10 protein-coding genes are annotated in these 12,775 nt (G+C 46.7%); 5 read left to right on the top strand and 5 right to left on the bottom strand.

Annotated features, from left to right (window positions below; all coding sequences use genetic code 11):
- Positions 1–3 precede the first annotated feature (3 nt).
- Both R50345_RS03495 and R50345_RS03500 read right to left on the bottom strand, forming a co-directional pair.
- A complete protein-coding gene (locus R50345_RS03495) occupies positions 4–1,779 on the bottom strand; it encodes an ABC transporter ATP-binding protein (RefSeq protein WP_042124145.1) in 1,776 nt (591 codons plus the stop codon).
- On the bottom strand, positions 1,766–3,571 hold the full coding sequence (locus R50345_RS03500; RefSeq protein ID WP_231574028.1) for an ABC transporter ATP-binding protein: 1,806 nt from the start codon (positions 3,569–3,571) through the stop codon (positions 1,766–1,768). The genes R50345_RS03495 and R50345_RS03500 overlap by 14 nt, the downstream gene beginning before the upstream one ends.
- A 238-nt stretch (positions 3,572–3,809) precedes the next feature.
- Here R50345_RS03500 and R50345_RS03505 point away from each other — a divergent pair, with 238 nt between their 5' ends.
- Positions 3,810–4,511 carry an ABC transporter ATP-binding protein gene (locus R50345_RS03505; protein ID WP_042124149.1) on the top strand — a complete coding sequence of 234 codons (702 nt, stop codon included), beginning with the start codon at positions 3,810–3,812 and terminating at the stop codon, positions 4,509–4,511.
- A 13-nt stretch (positions 4,512–4,524) separates the two neighbouring features.
- A complete protein-coding gene (locus R50345_RS03510; RefSeq protein WP_042124151.1) occupies positions 4,525–7,170 on the top strand; it encodes an FtsX-like permease family protein in 2,646 nt (881 codons plus the stop codon).
- Between the two features lie 120 nt (positions 7,171–7,290).
- Here the strand turns inward: R50345_RS03510 and R50345_RS03515 are convergent, their stop codons facing one another.
- The 3 genes from R50345_RS03515 to R50345_RS03525 all read right to left on the bottom strand — a co-directional run bounded on the left by R50345_RS03515 (position 7,291) and on the right by R50345_RS03525 (position 9,412).
- Entirely contained in the window at positions 7,291–7,749 is a 459-nt protein-coding gene (locus R50345_RS03515) for a GNAT family N-acetyltransferase (RefSeq protein WP_042124153.1), read from the bottom strand.
- Positions 7,750–7,769: 20 nt separating this feature from the next.
- Complete coding sequence (locus R50345_RS03520; RefSeq protein ID WP_042124155.1) at positions 7,770–8,762, bottom strand: DUF4003 family protein; 993 nt, start codon at positions 8,760–8,762, stop codon at positions 7,770–7,772.
- An 83-nt stretch (positions 8,763–8,845) separates the two neighbouring features.
- Positions 8,846–9,412, bottom strand: coding sequence for a TetR/AcrR family transcriptional regulator (locus tag R50345_RS03525; RefSeq protein WP_042124157.1), 567 nt, complete (start codon positions 9,410–9,412; stop codon positions 8,846–8,848).
- Between the two features lie 195 nt (positions 9,413–9,607).
- Here R50345_RS03525 and lpdA point away from each other — a divergent pair, with 195 nt between their 5' ends.
- From lpdA to R50345_RS03540, 3 genes are read left to right on the top strand one after another with little or no spacing between them, the layout of a single operon-like run.
- Complete coding sequence (gene lpdA, locus R50345_RS03530) at positions 9,608–11,002, top strand: dihydrolipoyl dehydrogenase (protein WP_042124159.1); 1,395 nt, start codon at positions 9,608–9,610, stop codon at positions 11,000–11,002.
- Positions 10,999–11,631 carry a biotin/lipoyl-containing protein gene (locus tag R50345_RS03535; protein WP_042124161.1) on the top strand — a complete coding sequence of 211 codons (633 nt, stop codon included), beginning with the start codon at positions 10,999–11,001 and terminating at the stop codon, positions 11,629–11,631. The genes lpdA and R50345_RS03535 overlap by 4 nt, the downstream gene beginning before the upstream one ends.
- Positions 11,615–12,775, top strand: coding sequence for an ABC transporter permease (locus R50345_RS03540; RefSeq protein WP_042124163.1), 1,161 nt, complete (start codon positions 11,615–11,617; stop codon positions 12,773–12,775). The genes R50345_RS03535 and R50345_RS03540 overlap by 17 nt, the downstream gene beginning before the upstream one ends.

A 12,775-nucleotide genomic window follows, 5' to 3' on the forward strand; every position in this document is an offset into this window, starting at 1 on the left:
GAGTTATGCTTCCATCTTCTGTGCCGTGTAGAGGCGGTAGTAAAGCCCCTTTTGTGCGATAAGCTCATCATGTGAGCCGCTTTCGGCAATACCTTTATTAGATACATACATAATACGGTCGCAGTTTTTTACGGTGGACAGGCGATGCGCGATAATGAACGAGGTACGTCCTTTAAGGAGCTCATTCAGACCTTTTTGCAGCAAACGCTCAGTCTTCGCATCGATCGATGAAGTGGCTTCATCTAGTATGAGAATTCTCGGATCAGCCAAAAGCGTTCTTGCGAACGAGATGAGCTGCCGCTGTCCTTGAGATAGTTTGGAGCCGCGCTCGTTGACCTCTGTCAGGTAGCCTTGATCGAATTCACGGATGAATTCATCGGCACAGACGGCTTTCGCTGCGGCGATTACTTCTTCCTCGGTGGCATCGAGTTTACCGTAACGAATATTGTCCAAGATCGTACCGGAGAAGATGAAACTATCCTGTAGCATAATTCCCATTTGGCTGCGCAGAGACTTCAGTGTAACCTGCGAGATATCCTGATCGTCGATAAGAATCTTACCGCTGGAAATATTATAGAAGCGCGAGATCAGATTGACGACCGTAGTTTTGCCTGCACCTGTTGGTCCCACCAGAGCGATGCTTTCTCCCGCTTTGATCTTAAAGGAGATATTCTCCAGAATATTGAGTCCTGGGTCATAGGCAAAGGTCACATCGTCGAAAGTGACATGGCCCTCTACAGGTCGAAGTGTCTTCGCGTCCGGAATATCACTGACGGTAACTGGTTCATCCAGCGTCTCGAAGATACGCTCAAGATAGGCAACAGCGTTGATGAAGTTATTGTACAGGTTCGAAAGATTCAGAATCGGCTGCCAGAAGCGGGCAGCGTAGCTGCTCATCGCCAGAATGACGCCGAGGGTCATGTCTTGTGGACTAAGTGTTAGTAGGCCTACAAGGAAAATCAATGATGTAACGATCGTAGACAAGTTGTCTACCGAGAATGGAATAAGCATGTTGTAACGTAGAGCCTTCATCCATTCTGTACGGAAATTACCCGCCAGACGTGTGAAGATTCCTTCGTTACGTTGTTCCCGGGAGAACATTTGCGTCACACCAATACCGCTGATGCTTTCTTGCAAATAGGCGTTCAGGTTGGAGCTCTTATTGGATACCGCTTGCCAAGCCCGGCGTTGCCGAGTTTTGATCAGCATCATGATGCCAAAGAATACCGGAAGTCCTGCAAGGATGACAAATGATAGACGTACGTCAACGGCGAACATGAAGGCTGCAATAAAGAGCAAATTCACGATTTCTAGAATAAAGTTGATAATACCGTTGGACAGTACATCGGAAACGGCGTTGACATAGTTTACGACCCGGATGAGAATCTTGCCCTGCGGCCGGTCGTCATAATATTTGAAGGGCAACTCTTGCAGATGCTTAAACAAATCTGTACGGATATCAAAAATAATATCCTGCCCAACACTCGTCATGATGCGTGATCGTATAGTAGCCAGATAAACACTGACCACAATGGTCAGAAGCATCAGTCCAGCCCAGCCCAGCAGCGCAAGCTTGGCTTTTGCCGGAATGGTTACGTCGATCACATGCTGCATGATCAGTGGAGCCGATAGGGATATAGCCGCTGAAAGCGCACTGAGTATAAATGCAACAATCATTGGCGTTTTCTTACGTTTGATGTATACCATCGCACGCCGGAAGTGTTTTATATTAAACGGCGATTCCAGATTCTCATCGACGTCGAATTTATTCCTTGCCACTTGCGGTCACCTGCCTTCCAATACCCTCGTTCTGCAGTTTAAACACATCGTAGTAGTAGCCCCGTTTCGCCAGTAGTTCGGCGTGGGTACCTTCTTCAACCAGCTTCCCGCCATCCAGAATGAGAATGCGGTCAGCCTGCGCGGTCGTAGATACACGCTGCGCGATAATAATCTTCGTGCAAGGGTAATCCAGCTCGCGTAGACTTTTCTGAATATGTTCCTCCGTCTCCAAATCGACAGCAGAGGTCGTATCATCCAGAATTAGGATCGGACGGCGTACGGCCAAGGCACGTGCTAAAGCGATACGCTGTTTTTGACCTCCGGATAGACCGACTCCGCGTTCCCCGACAACGGTATCATAACCTTCAGGCATTTTGGTAATGAAGTCGTGTGCGGCCGCGAGCTCGGCATAGCCTTTTGCATCTTCTTCCGGAAGATCAGGATCGCCATAGGCAATGTTTCCATCAATAGTATCAGAGAACAAGAGTACATCTTGGGTCGCCATACCAATATTATCGCGGAGCTCATCGAGCTCTAGCTTTCGGACATCAACGCCGTCGACAAGTACGCGCCCCTCGGCTACATCATAGAATCGAGGAATCAGATTGATGATTGTTGTTTTGCCTGATCCGGTCGAGCCCATGATTGCTATAGTTTCACCAGGTTCAACGGTAAAGCTAACATCGTCAAGTACGATAGCGCTGTCATATTTGAAACGAACATGATCGAACTCAATACGGCCTTCGTAACGGCGTTTAGTAGTGGACTTATGTTCATTTATAATATTTGGCTTGGCGTAATAGATATCAACAATTTTGGATAAGCTCGCAAAAAAGCGCTGAATATCGTTGATAATAATACCGATGTTGCGCATAGGGTTGGATACAGCCCAGATCAGCGACGAGAAAGCCGTGAATTCACCGAAGGTGATCCGGCCGTTCATTAGGAACAAACCACCCACCAACATAAGAATTACGTTGAAGCCCTGAGCGAATGATTCCAGATAAGGAAAGTAATCAAGCCATACAAGGGCGGCCTTTTTGTTCGCCGTGGAATAGTTGACATTCTTCTCTGTGAATTTTTGGACCTCGAACTCCTCGCGGGCAAAAGCCTTAACCACACGGTTTCCTGAAATATTCTCCTGAGTTGTCGTGTTAAGCTGGGACAACCGCTCACGCAGGTCGATATACATAGGACGAACGCGTTTAGCAAATATGTAAGCCACAATAAAAATGGGCGGTGACAGGATTAGCATCCACAACGTCAGCTGAGCATCTATAGTGAAAAAATAGATAACAGCGGCGATGAAGATCGTTAGCGATTCAATGATCGTTTTGAAAATCCATGCCATCGAGTGCCGAACCATATCCAGATCCCCGGTCATCTTGGTCATGAGATCGCCGGTTCGGTTATGGTCGTAATATTCTCTGTCCTGTCCTTGAATCTTGTTGTACAAAAAAATACGGATATTGTACATCATGTTTTGCGAGGACTTTTCATACTGCATGGTTGTAAAATAAGCAAGTCCTGTACGCAGTAGAGAAAATCCAATCATGCCTAGGCAGAGCATAATTAATAATTGCCGTTCTTGTGTAAGATTCTGCAGGGCATTGTCACCCGCAATAAACGTATCGACAATGCGCTGACTGATGTACGGGTTCACGATCGTAAGACTTGAGCCCACCACCGAGAGGCAGAGCGCCAGAATATACCGTGTCCGGTTCCCCTCTAAGTTCTGCCAAAGCCATTTCAGTTCGAACATCTGATCACCTGTTTCTGTTTGTTCTTTCACTCTTGCCTGAAAAGAATGAATAAATCAAGGTGATTATAACACTATCAAATGACTAAGTATCGTTTACGGAAAAATTTCCTTGTTACATTATTGTTACAAAAAAATGAACTTATTAATGATGTGAATTTTACCTTGCATAATGAGGGTTTGCCATTCGGGCTTGGGCGTTCTAATTATGATAAACTGAAACAATGTAAAGTAATTAGGCTTGGTTTGGATAGAGACAGGAGGATGAGGAATGAGCTTTGTTGCTGTAAAAGGGGAGTACAAGCGTTACAAAATGGGTGAAAGTGTGATTGTTGCCAACGACGGAATTGATTTTGAGATAAATAAAGGTGAGTTTGCAGTGATTGTCGGTCCCAGCGGTGCAGGTAAATCGACGGTGCTTAATATTCTTGGCGGGATGGATTCTGCCGACGAAGGCCAGGTCATTGTGGACGGTACGGACATAGCCAAGTTCAGTGCCAAGGAGTTGACAGGCTACCGCCGCAATGATGTGGGTTTTGTGTTCCAGTTCTACAACTTAGTGCCGAATCTTACCACGCTAGAGAATGTTGAGCTTGCTTCTCAGATTTCCCCGCGTGCACTAGATGCGCGTAAGGTGCTGGAGGATGTGGGACTGGGCGCGCGGCTGGATAATTTTCCGGCTCAGCTGTCTGGTGGCGAGCAGCAACGTGTCGCTATTGCCAGAGCGCTAGCTAAACAGCCGAAGCTGCTCCTATGCGATGAGCCAACAGGTGCACTAGACTACAATACCGGCAAGCAAGTGCTCAAGCTGCTTCAGGATACCTGCCGCAATACAGGGACGACAGTCATTGTAATCACGCATAATCTGGCGATTGCGCCAATGGCAGACCGGGTTATTGAGATTAACAATGCTAAGGTACGGAAGATGGTAACCAATCCTTCGCCAGTATCTGTTGAAGATATCGAATGGTAAGGAGAAGTCACCTATGAAAAAGCGAGCGTTGTGGAAAGATATTTTTCGCGAAATTAGGCACACGAAAGCCCGGTTTATTTCGATATTTGCAATCATTATGCTGGGCGTTAGTTTTTTTTCCGGCATCAAGTCAGCCGGTCCAGATATGCTGGATACAGCCGGAACCTTTTACCAAGAGACGAGACTGATGGATTTGAAGGTGCAGACCAACTATGGTCTGACCGAAGAGAACATAGATCTGCTGAGTGATGTACCGGGTATCGACGAAGTTCAGCCGGGTTACAGCGCGGATGTATTCAGTGGCGATAATGCCTTGATACTCAAAGTTCATTCTTACAATTCAGATAAACCTCTTAACCAGTACAGCATAATTGAAGGTCGTCTTCCGGAGAATTCCGGAGAAATGGTATTGGATGACAAGCTGGTCGAAAAGTATGCACTAGGTGACAAGGTAACGTTCAGCGGAGCTGGAACGGATGCGGAGTTGTCGAACAACTTCGAAACCCTTGATTATACCGTAGTGGGCTTTGTGCGAAGCCCACAATTTATAGAGAAGAGTACCCGGGGCACCAGCGGAATTGGTAAAGGGACGGCGGATGCATTCGCAGCAATCCCGGAGTCAGATTTTAAGCTCCCGGTCTATACGGAAGCCTATCTATCCTTCAAGGATACAATCGGAGTGAAGGCTTATTCACCAGAGTATGAGGAATTGATCGAACAGCATACCAAGGCAGTAGAGCAGGCGCTGTCCGGCGTACCGGAAGCGCGTCTTACTGAGATGCGTGCGGAAGGTGAGAAAGAGCTGTCCAGTGGACGTGACAAGGTAGCCGCCGCCGAGCAGCAGCTCGCTGACTTAAAGCGCCAGCCAGAGGCGGTGCAGCAGGAACAAGCTGCAAATATGAAAGCCATTGCGGATGGACTGGTCTCAGCCAAAGCGGAATTGGCTGCAGGGGAGCAAAAGCTTGCAGAGCTAGCGCTTCCCAAGATCTATATCACTGACAGAAACGCCAATCCGGGATATGCCGAATATAAAGACAACGCTGACCGGTTGTCGGCAATTGCGAGCGCGTTCCCGGTATTCTTTTTCCTGATTGCTGCACTGGTCAGTCTGACAACCATGACCCGCATGGTCGAGGAACACCGCCTGCAGATCGGGACACTTAAAGCACTTGGGTATGGCAATCGTGACATTATGGCCAAATTCTTAGTTTATGGTACGCTTGCCAGCTTGGCGGCTTCGGTTGCAGGGCTTGCCCTCGGTTTTACCATGTTTCCGACCATTATCTATAATGCGTACAGTTCGCTTTATAATCTGCCGAATCTTATCAAAAGCTTCTATCCGTCATATTCCATCATTTCTATTATAGTGGCGCTAATCTGTACAACATTGACAGCTTGGATTGCCGCGCGGGTAGAGCTACGTAGCAACGCATCCGTATTGATGCGTCCGAAGGCGCCAAAGAGCGGGCAGCGGATTTTGCTGGAGAGAGTTACGTTTGTATGGAAACGACTGAGCTTTGTTCAAAAGGTTACCGCACGGAATTTATTCCGCTATAAGCAGCGGATGTTCATGACTGTGTTCGGCGTGGCCGGCTGTACGGCGTTGATTCTGACCGGGTTTGGTCTCAAAGACTCGATTGGCAGCATTGCACCTCAGCAGTTCGGTACGATCATGAAATATGATGCACTTGTGGCGCTGCATGAAGATGCGTCTGCGGATGCACGGGATGCCTATGAGCAATTGATCACTGGCGAGTCCAGCATAACCGGATCATTAAGTGTGGCGCAGGAAACGATGAAAGCGCACAGCAGTGGTGTAAATGATCAGGATGTGCATCTGTTCATTCCTGCATCTGTTGATGCTATATCCGATTATGTAGAGCTGCGGGATCGAGTGAGCGGAGAAAAGCGGATGCTCACAGACGAGGGAGCGATAATCTCGGAGAAGCTGGCTAAATTATACGGGCTTGAACTCGGTGACCTGTTGAGTGTGGTGGACAAGGATAACGAGACATTCAAGATTAAGGTGGCAGGGATTACAGAGAACTATGTAATGCACTATGTCTATATGACACCTGCGTATTATTCTTCCGTATTTGGACAAGAACCGGTGTTCAACACAGAGCTGCTGAACTATACCACGCACGATAAAGCATGGGAGGACAAGTTCGGCGAGAAGCTGACAGACAATGAAGGAGTGGCTGCGGTCAGCTTTTCAAGCAGCGTAGGCACTGCCTTTGACGACACCATGAAGAGTATGGACGTTGTAACCTTGGTGCTCATTGTATCGGCTGCTGCTCTTGCTTTTGTTGTCCTCTACAATTTAACTAATATCAATGTCTCTGAGCGGATCAGAGAACTATCAACCATCAAGGTATTGGGATTTTATGATAAGGAAGTAACGTTGTATATTTACCGCGAGAATTTGCTGCTAAGCTTACTCGGCATTGTTGCCGGATCGGGTCTTGGCATTATATTGCACAGCTTCGTCTTGAATACTGCTGAGCTGGATGCGACGATGTTCGCGCCGATCATCAAGTGGCCAAGCTATGTGTATGCCGCGCTGTTAACACTGTTATTCTCAGGCATAGTCATGGCATTCATGCACATTAAGCTCAAACGGATTCATATGATTGAGGCGTTGAAATCAGTAGAATAAGCGCAGCGTCCACACCAAAAACTAAAGTTAATTCTACTTAAACACAAAGGACCGCTTCGAACAGCCATTGTTATGGCTGCTCGAAGCGGTCTCTTTTGATTTGAGAGGTGACGTAATCTTCTAACGTGAGTCGATCGATAACTTCATATGCAAGATAGGAAATGGATTACCTTGCTCATCCAGTGCAGAACGCTCAAAAACTTCAAAACCCATATGCTCATAGAAACCTAAGGCCTGCGGATTTTGTTCATTTACATCGACGTAGTGTACGTCTAGTGTCTGTATGGCATAAGCAACGAGTGATTTACCGATGCCTTTTCCCATTGCAGCAGGTTCTACGAACAGCATTTCAATCTTGTTATCCTGAACCCCTATGAAGCCAAGGGATTGGTCATTCTCATCTATAAAAGTAAGCAGATGATTTATATGCTCCAACCCCTGTAGAACCAGTGGACGCAACGCATCAATGTCCTGTTCAGACAAGAATTGATGCGTATGCCGCACGGATGATTCCCAAATATTCAGTAGACGGTATAAACATTCTTCATTCCTATTGGTGATTGGTTGTATCGAGTCCATGTCTTCCCTCGCATTTCCACTTAATTCGAAGAAGATGAGGCTGCAGCCGCAGCCGACGCAGCCGCAGCCCCAGCAAGAGCAGCCTGCTGTGCGATCACAATGTTAGTGATGCTGGTGGAAAGCATCGAGGTTACAATGCCGCTTTGCACATCCTCTACATATTTGAAAGCTACCAGCGCAGCTGACAACAGTAGCAATTCCTGCTTTACAATGGACCAGCTGCCAAAGCCTTTTTTGGTACGCAGTAATTCGAAGGTCTCTGAGACTTCCGTAACCATGTCCTTATTGTTGGAGGAGAGCAAAGTAAGCACGCCCAGCGAAGAAAGGGTATATTCCTTATCTAACCGGATGCCATGTGCACGGAACGCATCTCGTAATGCCAGTACACGATCCGCTGCTTCAGAAGCTTCTTTTCCAAGAACCAGTACCTGTGTCAGAGCTTGGACACTGTTCCCCGACATAAATTCAGGCTTTAGTGTAGTGTAAAGCTGCTCCATCCGGTCGATGCCGCTGTCCACGTCGATATCGGAAAGGCCGAGCATGGCAGAGAAGATGTAATCATCATGTCCGGTAAGGAAACGGTGCTTCGCTTTCATACTATCGTAAAACATCTTTGCGCGTTCAACCGTACGCTGATACTGATCTGTTGTCGTATTAGCGGCGATTTGATAAGCGGCAACGACGAGATAATCAGAGGCTCTAAATTTGACGTCCTTCAATAAGTCATACACGGTCAGCGTATTTGCAAGCTGTTGTTCCTTGTCTGAAGAAAGAGAGAGCATAGTAGCAATACTGATTGCCGAATTCCCCCTAAACGAAGAAAACATTCCGGTATTTTCTTTAATAAGCTCGTGGCTCGCACGAATCGCATCCTCATCTGCACTTTTATTCTCTGCTGTGTACAGTAACCCCGCCAAACGGCTAACCATTGCATTATGCCAAGGAAAAGCCTTTTTGATCCTCTGTGCGTTCTCTGCGAACAATTCAACCCTTGCTGCATACTGCTCGTTCATTGGATACACCCCTCAGTTACCTTTTATTTCATATTACTACGAAGAAATTTGGAGGAGGATTCATTTGTGGCTCAAAATCAAAATTAGTTCATAACTAGCTTTTTGGCAGACTGCTTGCCTGCAGAGAGGAGGTTGTCGCTCAATTCAGGATTATTTACAGTCCGTGCAAGAATAAGAGAGCCAACCATAGTACTGAACAGTGCGCTACCTTTGGACGTGTCGATGCCAGCCAGAGTAGAGATAAAATCAATCATCCGCTCTAGCTCCTGTGTGAATACCTGCCGAACATCCTCGGAAGAGTGGGCTAATTCGGTAGAAAGGGCAGGAATAATGCAGCCCATCTCGGTTTTGTCGCGGTGATACGGACTTAAATAGTAATCAATGACCGCATTGATTTTGGGGTTCTGGTCTTCCTGATCCGCAACCTTCTGCAGAAGTGCGATGGTATCGCTGATGGCATATCGGCAGGCTTCGGCGACCAGCTGTTCTTTGTTGTCAAAATGTGAATAGAAGCCTCCATGCGTCAATCCGGCTCCTTTCATAATGAAGGGAACACTTACATCATGAATTCCATGGGTGCGAAAAGCCTGGGCAGCACTTTCAACAATTTTATTCCGTACTTTTATTTTATGGCCTTTGGGATAGGGCATTGTAATCACTCCACAGCATCATAATTCTACTTTTAAAATATTATAATCATCATAATAAAACCTGTCAATTTAGCGTTTCTGAGCACATCTAGTTTATGAAATGCTAAACAAGGTTGTTGACGGTTTTAAAATATGATGATTATAATATATTACGGTCATCATATTTTTAGTTAGATAAACAGGAGGTATCGGGAGATGAATAAACTTGAATCCGTAGAAACATTGGTCATTGGATCAGGTCCGGGAGGGTATGTGGCGGCGCTGCGATCCGCACAGCTTGGGATGAAGACGGCAATAGTTGAACGCGATCAGTTAGGTGGGGTCTGTACAAATGTAGGGTGTATTCCATCCAAAGCATTAATTGCAGAATCCCATCGTTATGAGTGGCTTAGAGCGTTCAGCTCTGCAGATGCGGCAGTGTCATTTAAGAATGCTCAGGATTTCAAGCAGGGAATTGTGAATAAGCAGGCAGGAGGAGTCAGCTATTTATTAAAGACGGCAGGCGTAAACATTCTGGTAGGAGAGGCTAGATTGCTTGATGAGCATACGGCGATTATCAGTCAGTGTGGGCAGGAGCAGACTCTTTCTTTTAAAAATGTCATCCTGGCCACAGGCTCTCGTCCGATTGAGCTGCAAGCCTTTCCGGTTGGCGGACGTGTTTTGTCTTCCACAGAAGCTTTGGCGCTGCCAGAGGTTCCAACAAGCCTAGTAGTTATAGGCGGGGGATATATAGGTGTTGAACTGGGGCAAATGTATGCCAAATTCGGAACAAAAGTAACGATACTGGAGGGAGGAGAACAAGTGCTGCCTGGATTTGAGCCGGAGCTTGTGAGCCCTGTTGGAAGGCAGTTGAAAGCTGAAGGGATTAAGATGATTACCGGAGCGACAGCTGTGAACGTAGTGCAGAGTGCGGATGCCATTACACTGCATTATTTAAAAAATCAGGAAGAGCAGTATGTGACAGCGGAATATGTGTTAGTCACTATAGGCCGAAAACCAAATACAGACGGCAATTTAGGGCTGGACCGTATAGGCTTGCCAGTGACGAGCAGGGGATTGATTGAGACAGATGAACAGTGCAGAACGGCTATTCCGAATATTTTTGCAATTGGGGATATTACGTTGGGTCCTGCCCTTGCTCACAAGGCATCTTACGAAGCCAAGATTGCGGCAGAAGCTATTGCTGGTCTCTCCTCCGAGGTTGATTATAGAGCCATTCCGCTTGTTGTATTTTCTGATCCAGAGCTGGCCAGTGTTGGCTTAAGTGAAACGGAAGCAAAGTCAAAAGGAATTCCGGTCGTTATCGGCAAATCCTCCTTTGGGATTAACGGGAGAGCCTTGGCTTTGAGAGAAACTGAGGGCTTCGTCAAAATTGTAGCGGACCCGACCTCTGGAATCGTTATTGGCGCCCAAATTGTTGGAGTAGAAGCATCTACACTTGTGTCGGAGCTTGCTCTTGCTATTGAGATGGGTGCAACTGTGGAGGACTTGGCGATGACCATTCACCCTCATCCCACATTGGGAGAAGTAATTATGGAGGCTGCCGAAAATGCAGTTAGGAAAATGAGAATGGGAGAGAGTGGAAAATGAAAATAAAAGCAGGTTTGTATATCGGAATTGCTATTGTGTTGATCGTTGGTGGGGCGCTTCTTGCTGTAAAAGGAAAGGATGCTGTCAGTCAGGCTGAGAGCAGGAAGCAAGGGATTCTAGATGCGGAGCAAAAGACCCTATTGTATCAGAACAGTCCAGGGTCAATTATAGAGGTCGGTGTGGCTGTAGGTGATTCTATAAAACAGGGAGAGGTATTGTTCAAGGTTAAATCCGCTGAAGAAGGAGAAACAGATGTACTCGCGCCAGAGGACGGATCGGTCAACAGGATTATTGTAAAGCCGGGAGATCAAATACAGCAAGGAATGCCAATGGCGATATTGCAGAAAAACAACTTTTATACAGACCTCTACATACAGGAAAGTGAAATCCAAAAGCTAGAGGTGAATCAAAGCATTAGCGTTCATTTTCCGTATTTGGAGCACCCAGAGGAGGTGACGGGTGTAATTGCTTCCATCGCAGTCGCTCCTCAATTTGCCAGCCTACGCATGTCACGTGAAAAAGGGCAAGCCGATTTAAGCATGTTTCTTGTCCGTGTAGCTATGGATGCGAATGCTGATTTGCTCCCGGGGATGACTGCGGAGGTGAAGCTCGATGAAATCACTGATTGATGAGTGGAAGTACGTAACGGGCAGTAAGTATTTACGCTTGATTTTTATCGGCCCGTTAATCGCAGCTCTGTTCTTCGGCTTGATGTTCTCAAAGAATCAAATCAGCGAATCGCATGTTGTAGTCATTGATGAGGATCACAGTTCGTATTCACGACAGCTGATCTCTAAAATAAATGCTTCTCCTTATATGAAAGTAACTAATGTGTACGCCAGTCCCCTGGATCCAGAAACATTACTGGCAAATGAGCAGGCAGTCGCGGTCATCATGCTTCCTAAAGAGTTGGAGCTGCGTCAGCAGCAGGGGTTATCAACGAATCTCGGCATATTAATGGATAACACAATGCCCTCAGGGCTAACCGGTATACGAACTGCGATTCAGGAAGTCATCCAGACGGAAAATATGACGCTTTCGATGACCCGTCTGGTTCAGAAAGGAATGGACGCAGAAACCTCTAAAGGGATTATTTCTCCATTGTCCCTTCAGCAGCGGATGCTGTTTAATCCGACCACGAGTTACGTAGGCTTTATGGTGCTTGGATTTGTAAATATTGTGGTGCTGATGATTACAACAAGCGCAGCGGGTTCAATTGTCCCTCGCTTGCGTCAGGAGGGGAAACTCTTTGCAAACGGGAACTCTCCTTGGCAGATTTGGGTTCGTAGTCTACCATACGCTGTTTTGACCACTATCTCGCTGCTCCTGTGTTATGGCTTATTAAAACAGGTGGGGGGAATGCGCTTTGTAGCGGAGCCTTATCTGTTCATTCTTCCGCTGTTTGTGTATGCCTTTGCCTTGTCTCTCATGGGCCTGTTGATTGGTTATACTGCCAAAGACGTATCCAAAGTTAATTTACGAACCAATTTCGTATTGTATCCGTCATTTCTTGCTACTGGAATCCAACTGAGTCCACTTGCGTTTCCGGAGTTTTTTCAAATTTCCGCTTGGGCATTACCGATGAATTGGCTGAATCGCCTCATACGCGGGATGGCTTTTCGGAATGGGGCGCTAACAGCCTACAGTCAGGAGCTGGGGGCACTGCTGATCATTATTGGTGTTGCATCCTTATTCATTGGATTGCTGGTGCTTCGGGAGGCGAAGAAACCCGAGGTTCAGCTCTCGACATCCGTTTCAGCTTCAGTAATTTAA

This window comes from Paenibacillus sp. FSL R5-0345 (assembly GCF_000758585.1).
Lineage (GTDB): Bacteria > Bacillota > Bacilli > Paenibacillales > Paenibacillaceae > Paenibacillus_AQ.